Genomic DNA, 15,471 nt, shown 5'->3' with positions numbered 1-15,471 from the left:
GTTCGGGACAACAGGCGCGCGGCGGCGCAGAATCGAAGCCGAAAATGCTGTTTACTCGTAACGCAGGGCGACCATGGGGTCGGTTTTCATGGCGCGGCGGGCGGGGATGTAGCAGGCGGCGAGAGCGGCAAGAGTGAGAACCAAGATAACTGCGGAGTACGTCAGCGGGTCGCCCGGGCTGACGCCAACAAGCAGATTGGCAATCAAGCGCGCCGCGACAAACGCGGCCGCGCAGCCAAGCAGCAATCCGGCGGCGACGATCACGAGTCCCTGGCGCAAGATCATTTTGAGGATGGCCGCGCGCTGCGCGCCGAGGGCCATGCGAATGCCGATTTCATGCGTCCGCTGGCTGGCCGAATAAGAAATGACGCCGTAGACACCGACAACAGCCAGAGTCAATCCGAGAAGTCCCAGCGAAGCAGCGACCGCTGCGGCAAGTTGAAAGAGCAGAAACGCGGAAAGGGTGTCCAGGCTTTCCGTCATGGTCCGAATGTTGAACAGGGGGATCTGCGGTGCCAGATCGTGAACGGTGCCTTGGACTTCGCGAATCATGGTATCAGGTGGCAAGGAACTGCGAACTTGCAAGACCTCCAAGGGACTCAAAAAATAGTCTTGAGCAAGGGGAACATAAAAGTACGGATCAATGGGGCCCGTCAGGCTGGCAAAGCGGCTATCCTTGGCGACGCCAACAACTTGATAAACGGGATTCGAAAATCCGCTCACCTTCACGAAGTGTTCGCCGATGGGATTCCGGCCCGGCCAGAAGCGCGCAGCGAAAGCTTCGCTGACAATGGCAACATAGGGACCACCTTTGATGTCCGCATCAGTGAAGCCACGACCGCGGACGATGGGAATGCGCAAGGTGTCGAAAAAGCCCGGTGAAACTACGCTGTAGGATACAAGTGGCAAACCATTCCCCGGCGGATTCTGATAATCGGAGACCTTCACGTAGTCGCTATTGAAATAATCACTCATCGGAGTGCTGGAAGTAAGGCCAGTTGATTGCACGCCGGGGAGGGCTCTTACACGATCAAGCAGCGATTTGTAGAATGCGAGGCCCTGCGTTTCGCCGTAACCGGCTTCCGAGGGGTCCATGGCGAAATTGACTACGTTATGCGGATCGAAACCAAGATGCGTGCGCTGGACATTGGCAAGGCTTTCGGCGAACAAAGCAGCAACGACGAGCAACATCAGCGAGCCAGCCACCTGGATTATGACGAGGCTGCTGCGCAGACGGTTCTTTTCTCCGGTCACGCTACGACTCGATTTGTGCAGGACGTCATTGAGCTCTCCGCGGCAGGCGCGCAATGCAGGGAAGATGCCGACTATAATCCCCGTGAGAAGCGCCGCCGAGAAACCGTAAGCGAAGATCCGCCAGTCCAATCCAAAATCCAGATGAATCGGAGTGAATCTGTGCAACTGGATCGAAGCGATTGCGCGAGCGCCCAGCAACCCCAGAGAAATTCCCGCGATGCCTCCAAAGAATGCCAGGAGAATGGATTCGGTAAGCAATTGGCGGATCAAACGTCCACGCCCGGCGCCGAGCGCGGCGCGAAGTGCCATTTCACGGTCGCGAGTTGTCGCGCGAACCAAGAGAATATTGGCGACGTTCACGCAAGCCAGCAAGAGAACGAGACCGACGAGCATAAGAAACAATGCCGCTGCTTTGATCAACGTGCTGGATGACGCCACGTCCGGACGTGCGAATTGCTCAGCGTAAATGCTGAGCGCCAGGCCTCTATCGGTTTCCGGATATTGCGCGGAAAGACGGCGGGCGACGACGCTGAGCGCCGCGGCTGCGTTCGACAAGCTGACGCCGGGCCTCAACCGCGCCAGGGTATGGAGATTTTGCAGGATGCGATTGACCATGAGGTCTTTCGGCCATCCGAACTCGTAAGTCGTGACCATGTCGAAAGGCAGATAGGCCTGCGCGCTCGCCAACGGCTGCACGCCATAAAATCCCGGAGGCGCGACTCCGATCACAGTGATGGGATGGTCATTCAGTAGGACGCTCTTGCCGACAATGCTCCGGTCCGCTCCAAAGTGAATTTTCCAATAGGAATACGAAAGGACCAGAATTGAATCTGCACCGGACGTCTGGCCTTCGGAAGGAAGGATGAACCGGCCCAGATACGGTTGAATGCCGAGCATCGAAAAATAATTGCTAGTGACGTAAGTCGTCGATATAGGTTCAGCCTCACCGTTATGGCTTAGGCCGTCGATACCAATCGGCATATAGCCCAGAACGTCAGAGAGAGTCTCCTTGCTCTGATCGCGGATATCGCGAAGGTCTGGCAAAGAAAACTGGTCGTTCAGTTGCCCCTGCCCCTGGCGGAAGGCGAGAACAGCAAGCTGACCGGGATCTCTTACCGGAAGCGGGCGCAACAGGAGCGAGTCAACCATGCTGAAGATTGCCGTATTGGCGCCGATGCCGAGCGCCAGAGTGAGAACGGCGATGGCGGTGAAGCCAGGAGATTTGCGCAGCATGCGCAGGCCGTAGCGCAGATCTTGCGCGAGATCGTGCAGGTAATTTGTGTTGCGCATGTCTCGGCAATCTTCTTTCGTGGATTCCACTCCTCCGAAATCCCGCAGGGCAGCACGGCGGGCTTCCTCTGGGGACATTCCCGCGGCGATGTTCGCGGCGATCTGATGTTCCACGTGGAACCGCACCTCTTCGTCCAATTCGGTGTCAGCGGCATCGCGATGGAAAAGAGAATGGAGACGAAGGCGAAGTTTGATCAGGTAGCGCATGCTGAGATCTCCTAGCTCTGGGTCGAATTCAAAACCAGGCCGATTGCCGATGATAATCGCTCCCACTGGGCCTGCTCCTTTTCGAGATACTTCCGGCCGGCGCGCGTGAGCGAATAATATTTCGCGCGGCGATTATTCTCCGAGTCGCCCCATTCGGCGTGAATCCAGCCTTGCTGTTCGAGGCGGTGAAGTGCGGGATAGAGCGCGCCCTGGCGGACTTGCAGGGCGTTTTTGGAAATGAACTGGATGCGCTGCGCGATGCCCCAGCCGTGCATGGGTTCGAGCGCCACAGTTTTCAAAATCAAAAGATCGAGCGTGCCTTGCACAAGGTCAGTCGGTTTGCTCACGCGGCTCCCCCTAGTTACTGACAGGAAGTCTACAGCTCTCCTGTCAATAGTCAAGGGGAAAGAGGAACAGGTAATGGGCCACTTTGAATTTTGACTCTTTGTGTCACGATCAAAAAAAATTCAAACTGACGCGCTACCGAAAAGCGAGGTCGGACGGCATGGTCCGAGATTTGGCAAAAGAAATCGGAACCAATCGAAGGCCGCATGCGTCTGGTACTATGCGCAATCGTAGGTTTTCGGGGCAGGTACGTTCGGCGGATGCACCATACCTGACGTATGACGAGTCGCAGTTTCCGAGTCATGATTCTTGTAAGCGATTTTTCGCGACAACATAACTTCCTTCCGGCAGCGAAAAGCCGAGCATTTTCAAAAGGAGATAGATGATGGCAAAATCCCGCATTATCTGCGCCGGTCTCGCGGCGCTGCTTCTTTCGTTTTTTGCTGTGATTCCAGTTGCCAGCGCGCAAGACGCGGCGACCGCGGATCAACAAAAAGACATATTTGCAAATTTGAAATTCCGTGATCTCGGGCCGGGATCGGCTGGCGGACGCGTTGCCGCCGTGGCCGGAATTCCCGGCAACCCCAACGTTTACTATGTTGGCGCGGGAGGAGGCGGAGTTTTTAAGACCGTCGACGGCGGGCTGAACTGGAAGCCGATTTTCGAGCATGCGGACACAGCTTCGATTGGCGCGATTGCCATTGCCCCGTCGAATTCGAGCTATGTCTGGGTGGGGACGGGCGAAGGAAATATTCGCAACGACTTGTTAGATGGCGGAGGCGTTTATTTTTCGTCGGACGCTGGAAACTCATGGAAGTTTATGGGCCTTGCGGATACGCAGCAGATCACGGACATCGTGATCGACCCGAGTGACCCGAATACGGTGTTTGTCGGAGCGCTGGGCCACGCGTGGGGACCGAATGCCGAGCGCGGCGTTTTCAAGACGACGGACGGCGGAAAGACGTGGAAGAAAGTGCTTTTCGTGAACGATACGACGGGCGTCGGGGATCTGGAAATGTCGCCGGGGAATCCGCAGGTTCTTTTTGCGTGCATGTGGGAATTCCGGCGGTATCCGTGGACGCTGATGGATGGCGGGCCGGGCAGCGCGATCTACCGCTCGACGGACGGCGGCGACACCTGGCAGAAGTTGACGAAGGGATTGCCGGAAGGGCCGTGGGGACGCAGCTCGATCGCCATCGCGCCATCAAATCCCGACCATCTCTATGCGTTGATTGCAGCGAAGCACGGAATGCTCTGGCAATCGACGGACATGGGAGATTCATGGACTTCCGTGAATGACAGCCACAATTTGGATGTCCGGGCCTTCTATTTTTCGAAGCTGGTCGTCTCGCCGGAAAACGAGAACCGAGTCTATTTCCTCTCGTTCAACATGATGGAGTCGATCGACGGCGGGAAGACGACATTTGTCGCGGATCGCGGCGTGCACTCCGACCATCACACCATGTGGATCGATCCGAAGAATCCGAACCGGATTATCCAGGGAAATGACGGAGGCGTGTTCCTTTCGACTGATGGCGCGAAGACGTGGAACTTTCTCGATGGGCTGCCGATCGAGCAGTTCTACATGGTCTCTACGAACAGCCGCGTGCCTTACTCGGTGTGCGGCGGATTGCAGGACAACAGCGCCTGGTGCGGACCGTCGTCAGATGTGAGCAACGGACGCGTCGCGGGCACGGCGTGGTACACAGTTGTCGGCGGCGATGGCGAATATTCGGTGTGGGCGCCGAGCGATCCAGACGTCGTCTATAGCGACGCGCAGAATGGCTCGGTCGAGCGGCTGGATCTGAAAACGCACGTGAGCCACTACATTCGGCCCTATCTCCCCGGCGTGGAAGAAACCAAGCCGGCAGATCTGAAATACCGCTTCAATTGGACGTCGCCTATTGCTGTTTCACCGACGGACGCAAATGAAGTTTATATCGGAGCGAACGCGGTGTTTAAGTCCACAGACGGTGGGAAGACATGGACGGCGATCAGCGGCGATCTAACGCGCAACGACAAGAGCAAGCAGGAAATCGCTGGTGGTCCAATCCAGCACGACATCAGCGGCGCGGAAACGTACGACACGATCCTGACAATTACGCTGGCTCCAACCGATCCGAAGGTCATCTGGGTGGGCACGGACGACGGGCTGGTGCAAGTGACACGCGATGGCGGGAAGACGTGGACGGAAGTTTCCAAGAATATTTCCGGCGCGCCGGAATGGGCGCGTGTGTACCAAGTTGGCGTATCGCCCTTTGACGCTGGAACCGCGTACGTGACCTATGACGCGCACGAACTCGACAACCGGGGCGTATACGTCTACCGCACGCGAGACTACGGTGCAACGTGGCAGGCGATATCGAACGGTTTGCCGAATTCGTCCGCCCATGTGGTGCGCGAAGATCCGAATCAAAAGGGCTTCCTCGTTTTGGGCACGGACTCGGGACTTTATTACTCCACGGACAGCGGCGATCATTGGCGGCCATTGAAATCGAATTTCCCGACGGCTGCTGTGATGGACGTGCAGTTCGTCAAGAATAGGCACGATCTTGTTGTAGCCACGCACGGGCGCGGGATTCTTGTGCTGGACAACATCCGGCCGCTTGAGGAAATGACGCCGGATATTGAGGCGAGCGATTTCCACCTCTTCGCCGCGGGACCCGCGATGATGCTCCACACGTGGAGAACCGGCGAGGGAGCGCCAGCCGGATACTCGGCACCGAACGCGCCCAATGGAGCGATGATTGATTACTACCTGAAATCCGAAATCAAGCCTTCACCGGAGGCGAGGATGCAACGCCAGGGGCCGGTAAAGATCGTGATCACGGACGAAAAAGGAAACGTTGTGACCACGGACTACGGACCGGCGCAGGCGGGAGTCAATCGGTTCATCTGGAGTATGTCGGCGGAGGGTCCTGTTAGGATCAAGACGGAACGGACTCCGCCGCCAAATGCGTTCTTCAATCCGAACCGCGGTCCACGCGTTGCACCGGGCACGTACAAAGTGTCGGTGACGGTGAACGGGCAGACGCAATCGCAAAGCGTCACGATTGAACCTGACCCGAACCTGCATATCGATCCGGCCGTATTCCGCCAGCAAGCACAGGCCGGTTTGGAAGCGCGAAATGAAGCGAGTGCGTTAAACGACATGATCAACCGCATCGACGCCATCGATAAGACGCTCAATGATTTCCGCTCCTCCGTGCAGAGCGGCGATCAACAGCAGCAGGCGAAGTATCGGAGTATCATCGAACGCGGACGAAATCTCGCGAAGACGCTCAACGCGATCCGTGATTCCGTCTACGATCCGGACATTCAGCACGATGTGCCGGAGGACGATATCCATGCGGTGGCGCGGCTGCAGCCACAGATCAACCGTCTGGTGTTTGAGGCGGGCGGCGCGTACGGGGAAGCGCCCAATGCACTCATGCGCGCACAGATGGCGGACCTCTACGCGAAGGAAGCAGATGTCCTCAAGAAATACAATGATGCGCTGAAAACGGACATCGCGGAGTATGACCGCGCCGCTGAGGCAGCGGGGGCACCGACGCTGTTCGGAGGCAGTGCGATTAGCGTCGAGCCGGTGAAGTAAAGACGGCAGCAAAAGCGGCGAGGAGATGCGGTAAAGCCGTCTCTCCTCGGGATTAGAATCCTGGGGCAGGTTTTGCGAAGGCGAGATAATTCGCGAGGCCTGCCTTAAATTTTGCAAAATCGCGTTTTTGCGCTAGCTGGCCCTGGAAAGCACGACAATCGCCAGAATCAGGACGGCAACTCCCGCGTACATGATTTGCAGCGGACGTTTGCCGGCATTTTTCCACTCGCCCGTCAGCACACCCAAAATGCTGGCGACAATCACGATGAGAGACATGAAGATGGGCCAGGCTACGGCCGTGCCCAGAGGACGGACGGCAATGCCGTACATCAAGGTGCTCCCAAACCAAAAGACGCCCATAATTCCCGCTAGAATGAAGTAGCCAGCTGTTCCGGGCCGGGAGAAGCGGCTGCCTGCGTGATTCTTCCTTATCAGGTAAAGGGTATAGACGAGGTTCGGGATGCCGCCGGCCATCATCAGGGGCAGCCAAATCGCGTTCGGAGACCAGATCGCACTTGCGCCGAGTTTCTCGGCGGCGGCACCGATTGGACCTCCAAGCCACAAGCCAATGCCTACCAAAGCCGAGCCGGCGCCGCTGATCGCGCAGTAAAGCAAGCCGCGCATCACGGAAGCCCTATTGGGATCAACCGACTGGCCAAGCGCCGCTTCACGCCGACGGCCCGCAGCGGCGCAAATTCCAACGCCGAGCACAATCAGCGCGACGCCAGCAAGGACAAAGACATCCCGTTGCGCGAAGGCGGCGTGTGCATGGGATTGGAACAACGGAACCAGCGCGCCGACAGCCGCGGAAATTCCCAGAATCACGGAAAATGCGAGCGCGATGCCCACGGACTCGACGGCCAAACCAAAAAAAACCTGCGAAATTCCCCAGCCAGCTCCACAGGCAGCCACCGTAAGGACCAATGCGGCCGGCACAGAAGAGTACACAGAATGTAGGCGGGGAACAGTCAGGCAGGCCATCGCCGGAGGAAAAATCACAAGAGCCCAGCCGGTCCACACGAACCATGTGTTTTCCCACGCCCACTGGCGCGTGAATTTCATCGGCAGCGTGAAGCTACCGTTCATGATTCCGGCGACGACGAGCAGAACGATTCCGACAATGGCGCTGTCCATCGAGTTTTTCTCCGGCGATAGATTTGGGGCGCGGGTGCAAAGCCCGCGAGCGGCGGAAGTATACACGTTTGCGCGCGCTCACGTATGATTGGCGACGCCGGAGGGCAAAGGCAAACATGGGCGCAATGGAGCTGGTATATCTTGGCGTGGACATTGGCGGAACGAAGGTCGCCGCGGGAACGGTTACGGCAGGTGGGAAAATTCTTTCCAAGGTTCGCGCGCCGATGAATAGCCACGGCAGCGAAGCCGATGGACTGGCCGCGGTGAAAGGCGCCATCGAAGCGGCACTAAAGGTAAATTCGAAGCGACGCGTGGCTGCGATTGGAGTCAGCAGCCCGGGCCCGCTCGATCCGCAAAAGGGTGTGGTAATCAATCCGCCAAACCTTCCCTGCTGGCACAATTTTGCGATCACGGAAAAAATTCACAAGATTTTTCACTTGCCGACGAAACTAGACAATGATGCGAATGCCGCGGCGCTTGCCGAAGCGATTTGGGGCGCGGGCAAGGGATACGAGTCGGTCTTTTATGCGACGCTGGGAACGGGAATTGGCGCAGGACTTGTACTCGGAGGGAAGGTTTATCACGGGAGGACAGGGGCGGCGATCGAAGGCGGCCACGTTTCCATTGATTTCCGCGGCCCGAAGTGTGCATGTGGCAAACTTGGATGCATTGAAGCTCTCGCCGCAGGGCCGGCGGTGGCCAAGCGCGCGCGCGAGCGGCTGCTCGCGGGAGGCTCGGGACGAGAAAAGCTTCTCGCCCTTGGGGGAGGAGAGCCCCACGCTGTGACGGCGGAAATGGTAGGAGCGGCGTGGCGCGGCGGAGATAAATTCTCGGCTTTGATCCTGGAAGAAACTGCGACATTTCTGGCGATCTGGCTCGGCACTATTGTTGATTTACTTGAGCCTGACGTAATTATTTTTGGCGGAGGCATGGGCGAATTGATGTCGGAGTGGTTTCCTTTTATTCGCAAGGAGCTGGCACACTGGACGATTAACTCCCGCGCGAGTGAAATTCCGCTGTTGCGCGCGCGCTATGGAGAAGACTCGGGCATCGCAGGCGGAGCAGCGTTGTGCTTGTCCCTGGCGAAATCTGTTCCGGCGCGGACAAGAACTCGCCGGCGCGCCGCCCGCTGAGGTTCTTCGAATAAAGCTTGCAAACCCGGCTTTCACGGTATTCACTTTATACGTCCATGAAAATTGCTCAAAAAGGGATCCTTTTTCTTTTGCTGGCCTTGCTCGTGGCGGCTGCTGCGGGAATCGTGCTGACGCGCTCGCAAGTGAGGACAGTGCCGCAGCAGACTGCGGCGCGGCCCTCACAAGCAAATCTGGTGGATGAAGAGCCACTGCAGACGGCGCAGAAGCTTGCGGCAATGGCTGTCACTGCGAGCGAGAGACAGTTTGCCACCGAAGCGCTGAGCGACGGCGATCACGAAGTGGATATGACATTCGCTTTTGCATTGCGCAATGTCGCAGAACACCCTCCAGTCCTGAATGCCGAAGGAAAGGCCCTGGAGGCGCGCATTGAAAAAAGACAGACGCGAACCGACGCGCAACAGGCAGAAGTAACGACGTTAACGGCACTCTTGTCCAAAGCGACCGGGGCGAGAAAAGTCGAATTGCAGCAAAGATTGCAATTGGCGCAGGCGCTTCTCTCTCTCGACCAAGATGCGCTCGCCGACGCGCATGAAGATCTGAGCAGGGCCGGCGACGACCCTCGCAGCGCGATTCAGCAAATGCTCGAGGAACATGAGCAATCTGAAGTGCACAAAGGAGACGAACAAGTAGGTGCCGCTGCGAACAGCAAAGAGGCAGTCGTTGAAACCATGACGGCGCGCGACATCATTGCCCAATGGCGGGCCTGGACATCCCTGGACGCCAAGAGGGAAGTCCTTGAAGCGGCGCGGAACGCAGCGTTGGCGCGCGCCGCAAGTTTGGCACGGTCGCATTCACAACTCGAGGAACTGCTCACGCAGCAGCAGTCGCAGAAGCATTCTGCCAGTGGCGGCGCGGCGAAAAGCTCGGCCAGCACCACTGCTCCCGTTTCTGCTCCGCAAAGCGATGGAAGCGATGATATCGCTCAGGAGCTCGCCGCAGTCCAGACGCAAACGCAAGAACAAAGGACACTGGCGGAGTTCGACCACCGAATTGAAATGGAGCAGTCCCTCGCCCAGACGTACGCGGCATGGAGTGCGCTTGTGGCCGGCCTTCAGAGGAACTTCCTTCATGGTCTGCTGATATCCACTTTTTGGATTGTGCTGATTGCGTTCGCCGTCTTCCTGTCAGACGGCCTGATTCGACATTTTCTAATGAAGCTGGGCCCGGATCGCAAACGGCTGCTGACGCTGCGGTCTATCTTTGTCGTGGCGATTCGCGTGATCGGTGCTGTGGCCATTCTGATTTTGATTTTTGGGATGCCCAGCCAATTTGCAACGGTACTTGCGCTGGCTGGCGCTGGTCTCACGGTTGCGCTCAAGGACTTCATCGTCGGATTTCTTGGCTGGTTTGTGCTTATGGGACGCAATGGCATTCGCCCGGGTGACTGGGTGGAAATCAATGGCGTCGCCGGCGAAGTGTTTGAAGTAGGGTTATTGCATACCGTGCTGCTGGAAGTTGGAAATTGGTCGGACTCCGGGCACCCAACCGGGAGGAAAGTGACCTTCGTCAACAGCTATGCGATTGAGGGGCAATATTTCAATTTTTCTACCTCGGGACAGTGGATGTGGGACGAGCTGCAGCTCACGGTTCCTCCCGGGGAGAATCCCTATCCGATCGGAGACGCAATTCTGAAAATCGTCACGGATGCGACGCAAGAGAACACACGAACGGCGGAGAAGGAATGGGAGCGCGTCACGCTGGCGCACGGTTCGAAAATGTTCACCGCCAAGCCGACTTTGAATCTGCAGCCAAAATCCGACGGCACGACTCTTACGATCCGCTACATCACGCGCGCGAACGAACGCCATGAGCTGCGTTCGCGCCTATACCGCGCAGCGCTCGATATTCTGCACGGAACAAAAATAGAGGGCGCGGAAAACAAAGGCGTCGCTTCAAAAACCTCACCGACTCCCGTCTAAGATTAAAGACCTGAGCAATCCAATTCACGGACAAAACAAGTCCGATAGCGGCGTCAACGAGTCAGCCACGAGCGGGCGCGGAGGGTCAGTAAGGCGTAGGGAAAAATCCAGAATAGAGTAAAAAAGCCGAAATACGCGTAAAGGATGCCGTAGAGAAAATCGGCGGAGCGCTCGCTCCGCAAAAAATAAAGCATATTAAAAAAGGCAAAGATGCCGATGGCCGAAAACAGGCGAAGCATGAGCAAAGGTTTACCGAAAACCAGAAAAATCATAAGGAAAAGAATTGCGTAGTTAACGGGGTAACGCAAATTGGTAATCAACCTGTCGCACAGCGCAATGCACCGAGAGGTGAGCGGACGCTTCCAGACGATGGATTGAAAGCGAATCTCCTCGCGAATGTAGCTGCGGTCCCACCGCAAAAACATCTTGCACAGCTTGCCATACGTTTCAGGAGCAACCGTATGAACCGTGGCTGTGCGCTGATAAACGGTGTGAAATCCAGCCTCGAGAATATAGTTGGTCAGCGCGCGGTCCTCGCCATAGGTGCACGGCACGCCCCAAAACGTTTGCGTAGACCACCGTTCGAGAACTTCTCTGACGACCGACGTGCGGTATGCGGTGAGGGCGCCCGGGCAGCAGTAAACGGTCTGGTAAGACGACTCGACCGCGCGCAGAAGATCGAACGACAAGATATAGCGCACATGCAGCATGCGCGGAATCAAACCATGTCGCCGGTTATAAACCGCGACGCGGCCGGCGACGGCACCGATTTGTGGATTTCGAAATGGGCCAGCGATTGCGAGCAAAGCGCGCGGGTCAATGACGCTGTCGGAATCAACTGTGACGACGATCTCGCCCTTGGCCCGGGAAAAGCCTTCGGCGAGGGCATCTCGTTTGCCACGGTTTTTCGAGAAACGGATGGGCGTCAGGCGGTCAGGAAATTTTTCAGTGGCGCGCTTGATATATTCCCAAGTGTCGTCGGCGCTTCCGTCATCAATCACCAGAATTTCCAGGCGATCCTTCGGATAGACTGCGAGAACAGCAGACTCAATGGATTTCAACACCATCGCGCCTTCGTTATAGGCGGGGATGATTACCGTGAGGCTCGGTGCATTTTCAAAATTGGCCGAGGGAAACGGGCGATAGCGAATCCAAAAGATGGTGCGAAAACCGAGCAAGATTGTACCCATAATGGCCCAGAGGAGCGCGGGATGCACAATGAAGCGCGACCACTGGTGCTCTTCCGCGGCGAGCCATAAGGGATCGAAAGCCGCGCTGCGATACACTTCATAAGCCAGGAAGATAAACCCTGCGACAATGAGCGCGGTCAAGAACCAATCCCAACGATCGCGCCTTTCCTCCCGTGCAATTTCTTTGGAAAATGCTTCGGCCTGCGCGAGCGAGAGGGGGTCCATCTCTGCAACGGTAACCGGCTCACGCTCGATTTCAGCGTCCGCGGCAAGCTTCATTGGCAATCCGCTCTCCATCTCTACAGTTTCACCCGATGGCATCGGCGAAAAAGCTCAGTGGAAATTTTAAGCGACCGGCTTCCGCATCGCAATCCATGGCGAATTGGCCGCCGATCTTCGCCTCTTCGTTTCTTCTCGGAGACCTCTTGGTTGCACTAACGCGACTGGATTTCTCATGAGAACGTTTCCTGGAAAGCCGCCGCGCTGGTTGCGAAGCGGTGTGTTAGTCTCAGATTCATCTCATGCAAGTGCTAAAAGGAAATACGCTCCTCGATCGAAGCTTTCAGACCAGTATCACGCTGAAGGGCATTGACGGCTTACTGGAGACACTGGGGGGTCTCCTTGTGCTGTTCGTAAGCCCGAATCGCATGGACACATTCCTGGACACGATCACGCATCACGCCGTGACGCGAAATCCGAATGCTTTTATTGCTTCACACCTTCTTCACGCGTCGAGCACAATCAGCGGCCATGCGCACTATTTTATCTCTTTTTACCTCGTTTCGCATGGGCTGGTGAAAGTGATCCTCGTTGTCGAGTTGTGGCTCAACCGGATGTGGGCGTATCCCGGGATGATCATCATGCTCGTGGTTTTCATATTCTATCAGCTGTATCGGATGACGTTTGCGATGTCGTGGTGGCTCATCTGGCTCACCGTTTTCGATGCGATCGTGATCCTTCTCACGTATGCGGAATATAAGAAGCAGCGAGCAAGCCACTCGAGCGGCGAAGTGAACGAGAGATGATTCATCTCGTGCTGCTCAAGCGCAAGTCTGGCGAATAGCACCTACCAAATCCGGCAGATCTGATCCGGCGGGCGCACCATCGGGTCCCCGGGCTTGCAATCGAAAGCACTGGCGAAAGCAGCCATGTTGGATGGCGCAGCGATGGCGCGATACTTGTCCAGCGGATGTGGATTGGTCTTGGCCAGCATCAGATCCATTTCCGGACGGTCCGCTCCTTCCCATGTGCGCGCCCCTGCCAGGAAGAAATGCTGAACTGGCGTAAAGCCATCGATTTTTTCGCCGGATTGCCCTTCGGGCGTTTTGAGGAACGCCTTGTAGGCAATCGTCAGGCCACCGAGATCGGCGATGCTTTCGCCAAGCACGAGTTTCCCGTTTTCGTGTACTTCACCCTGGACGACGTAGCTATCGAATTGATGCTCGACGCAATCGGCGCGCGCCTGGAAATTCTTGGCATCTTCCGGCGTCCACCAATCGCGTAGATTCCCGTCGGCATCGAATTTTCGGCCCTGATCGTCGAAGCCGTGCGTCATCTCATGGCCGATGACGGCGCCGATGCCGCCGTAATTCAGCGCGTCGTCCGCATTGGCGTCGAAGAATGGCCACTGCAGAATGCCCGCGGGGAAAACAATCTCATTCATGGAAGAGTTGTAGTAGGCGTTGACCGTTGGCGGGGTCATAGTCCATTCGGTGCGATCCACAGGCTTGCCGATTTTTGCCATTTCGTAATGGAACTGAAATTCGCGCCCACGGATAAGGTTGCCGTAGAAAGATTCGCGAGTCACACGATAAGCCGAATAATCACGCCATTTATCAGGATAGCCGACTTTGAGCATGAGATGGCTCAACTTGGCGATGGCTTGCTGCTTCGTTGCCGGGCTCATCCACGGCAAGGTCTCGATGTCAGCGTGCAATGCGTTTACAAGGTTATGAACCATCTTCAGTGCGGCAGCCTTTGCTTCTGGGGGAAAAGCGACCTCGACGTATTCCTGCCCAAGGGCTTCGCCGAGCTGCCGATCGGTCATTTGCACGCAGCGTTTCCAGCGCGGTTGCAATTCCTTGGCGCCGGTCAAGGTCTTGCCGAAGAAATCAAAATTCTCATTGACGAACTCGGAGGAGAGCGCCGGCGCTGCCGCATTGACGAGATGCCAACGCAGATAAACCTTCCAATCCGAAATGGGTGTCGAGGTCAGCTCGCCATTGAGGTTTTTGAAGAAATCCGGCTGGCCGACGTTGACGTCTCTGACTCCCGGGTAGCCGATATCTTCAAGATAGGCGTTCCACGAAAAGTTTGGCGTCATCGACTGGAATTCAGCAATGTCCATCTTGTGGTAGCGCGATTCCGGGTTTCGCATGGCCACGCGATCTATGGAAATTTTGGCCAGGTTCGTTTCAATGGTCATGACGGTGTGCGCTTCTTGAGCGGCAGTCGCGGGGTCGTCGCCCATAAGTTTGAAAATGTTGGTCAGGTGCGTGATATAAGCGCCGCGAATCTTTTGCTCGTGTACGTCGTCTTTGATGTAGTAGTCACGGTCAGGCAGTGCCAGTCCTCCCTGAAACGCATTCGCAATTTCCAGCGTGCTGTTCTTATAATCCTGCCCAGAACTGAAACGGAAAAGCACAGGCACGCCCATGCTCTGCAGGCGCGCGACTTCCTTTTCAAGCTGCCGAAGGTCGGAAATCTCGCGGATGCGGGCCAGCTCCGATTCGAGGGGGTGGATGCCGGCCTTCTCGATGGCGTCCTCATCCATGCAGCTTGCGTAATAGTCGCCGATCTTCTGCTTGGTCGAACTCTGCGTCGCGCCGCGGTCGGCTGCCGCCTTTTCGAGGATTTGGTGGAGGACTTGCTGATTCTTGTCAAGAAGCCAGTTGAACGTGCCCCAGCTAGCATTCTGCGGCGGGATCGGATGGGACTTGTTCCACCCGCCATCAGCAAACTGAAAGAAATTCACGCAGGCGTTCGCCGTGGTGTCCAGATCGGCAGGGTTCAGCCCGTGCGTCTGTTGTTGCGTCTCCGCGCTCTGGCCGGACGCCGTGGCCTCAGAGAAGAAACCAGCGCGGCAATACGCGCCGGTCTGAGCCCTAAGGAAACCCGGTACGAGAGACAACGACGCAACAACTGCTAGCCTAATCATCGCACGCATAAATCCTCCAGTGTGATTTGCTTTTCGCGCGAGCGTATTCTCAGCGCAGAACTCGAGTAAAACAAGCCCCCGGCTTTGAACCCGGCAGATGGGACGCGTGTGCGGACTCCAGAGTTTCAACGCGTGAACATCCGCAGCAGCGTGATTCCACCGCTAAGCTCTTTCATATAAAATGCTTGGATTGCGCGCCGCGCGGTTTTTTCAACCCGTCCGGCTT

At 56.7% G+C, this 15,471-nt stretch carries 9 protein-coding genes; 4 read left to right on the top strand and 5 right to left on the bottom strand.

The window, feature by feature from the left end; genetic code table 11:
* Positions 1-51 precede the first annotated feature (51 nt).
* Both VGR81_11440 and VGR81_11435 read right to left on the bottom strand, forming a co-directional pair.
* Positions 52-2,751 carry an ABC transporter permease gene (locus tag VGR81_11440; GenBank protein ID HEV2289556.1) on the bottom strand — a complete coding sequence of 900 codons (2,700 nt, stop codon included), beginning with the start codon at positions 2,749-2,751 and terminating at the stop codon, positions 52-54.
* An 11-nt stretch (positions 2,752-2,762) separates the two neighbouring features.
* Entirely contained in the window at positions 2,763-3,098 is a 336-nt protein-coding gene (locus tag VGR81_11435; protein HEV2289555.1) for a PadR family transcriptional regulator, read from the bottom strand.
* Between the two features lie 380 nt (positions 3,099-3,478).
* Here VGR81_11435 and VGR81_11430 point away from each other — a divergent pair, with 380 nt between their 5' ends.
* Positions 3,479-6,691, top strand: coding sequence for a hypothetical protein (locus VGR81_11430; protein HEV2289554.1), 3,213 nt, complete (start codon positions 3,479-3,481; stop codon positions 6,689-6,691).
* Positions 6,692-6,823: 132 nt separating this feature from the next.
* Here VGR81_11430 and VGR81_11425 read toward each other — a convergent pair whose 3' ends face one another.
* Positions 6,824-7,825, bottom strand: a complete 1,002-nt coding sequence (locus VGR81_11425; GenBank protein HEV2289553.1) for an L-rhamnose/proton symporter RhaT — start codon at positions 7,823-7,825, stop codon at positions 6,824-6,826.
* 116 nt (positions 7,826-7,941) lie between these two features.
* Here VGR81_11425 and VGR81_11420 point away from each other — a divergent pair, with 116 nt between their 5' ends.
* Both VGR81_11420 and VGR81_11415 read left to right on the top strand, forming a co-directional pair.
* Complete coding sequence (locus VGR81_11420; GenBank protein ID HEV2289552.1) at positions 7,942-8,958, top strand: ROK family protein; 1,017 nt, start codon at positions 7,942-7,944, stop codon at positions 8,956-8,958.
* A gap of 56 nt (positions 8,959-9,014) precedes the next feature.
* A complete protein-coding gene (locus VGR81_11415) occupies positions 9,015-10,898 on the top strand; it encodes a mechanosensitive ion channel domain-containing protein (protein HEV2289551.1) in 1,884 nt (627 codons plus the stop codon).
* Positions 10,899-10,951: 53 nt separating this feature from the next.
* Here the strand turns inward: VGR81_11415 and VGR81_11410 are convergent, their stop codons facing one another.
* Positions 10,952-12,367: a glycosyltransferase family 2 protein gene (locus tag VGR81_11410; GenBank protein HEV2289550.1), complete on the bottom strand. Its 1,416-nt coding sequence runs from the start codon at positions 12,365-12,367 to the stop codon at positions 10,952-10,954.
* A 242-nt stretch (positions 12,368-12,609) separates the two neighbouring features.
* Here VGR81_11410 and VGR81_11405 point away from each other — a divergent pair, with 242 nt between their 5' ends.
* Positions 12,610-13,113 (top strand): DUF2127 domain-containing protein, encoded by a 504-nt coding sequence (locus tag VGR81_11405; protein ID HEV2289549.1) that lies wholly within the window; start codon positions 12,610-12,612, stop codon positions 13,111-13,113.
* Positions 13,114-13,154: 41 nt separating this feature from the next.
* Here the strand turns inward: VGR81_11405 and VGR81_11400 are convergent, their stop codons facing one another.
* On the bottom strand, positions 13,155-15,245 hold the full coding sequence (locus VGR81_11400; protein HEV2289548.1) for a M13 family metallopeptidase: 2,091 nt from the start codon (positions 15,243-15,245) through the stop codon (positions 13,155-13,157).
* Positions 15,246-15,471 lie beyond the last annotated feature (226 nt).

The sequence above is a fragment of the Candidatus Acidiferrales bacterium genome (assembly GCA_035934015.1).
Taxonomy (GTDB): domain Bacteria; phylum Acidobacteriota; class Terriglobia; order Acidiferrales; family UBA7541; genus DAHUXN01.
The sequence above is the reverse complement of the archived record's forward strand: the minus strand, read 5'-3'. Positions and strand labels throughout refer to the sequence as shown.

Bases quoted from the DNA above. Each gene is read 5' to 3' on its own strand.
- VGR81_11440 (HEV2289556.1), bottom strand. From the start codon at position 2,751: ATGCGCTACCTGATCAAACTTCGCCTTCGTCTCCATTCTCTTTTCCAT.
- VGR81_11400 (HEV2289548.1), bottom strand. From the start codon at position 15,245: ATGATTAGGCTAGCAGTTGTTGCGTCGTTGTCTCTCGTACCGGGTTTC.
- VGR81_11420 (HEV2289552.1), top strand. From the start codon at position 7,942: ATGGGCGCAATGGAGCTGGTATATCTTGGCGTGGACATTGGCGGAACG.
- VGR81_11410 (HEV2289550.1), bottom strand. From the start codon at position 12,367: ATGAAGCTTGCCGCGGACGCTGAAATCGAGCGTGAGCCGGTTACCGTT.
- VGR81_11430 (HEV2289554.1), top strand. From the start codon at position 3,479: ATGATGGCAAAATCCCGCATTATCTGCGCCGGTCTCGCGGCGCTGCTT.
- VGR81_11405 (HEV2289549.1), top strand. From the start codon at position 12,610: ATGCAAGTGCTAAAAGGAAATACGCTCCTCGATCGAAGCTTTCAGACC.
- VGR81_11425 (HEV2289553.1), bottom strand. From the start codon at position 7,825: ATGGACAGCGCCATTGTCGGAATCGTTCTGCTCGTCGTCGCCGGAATC.
- VGR81_11415 (HEV2289551.1), top strand. From the start codon at position 9,015: ATGAAAATTGCTCAAAAAGGGATCCTTTTTCTTTTGCTGGCCTTGCTC.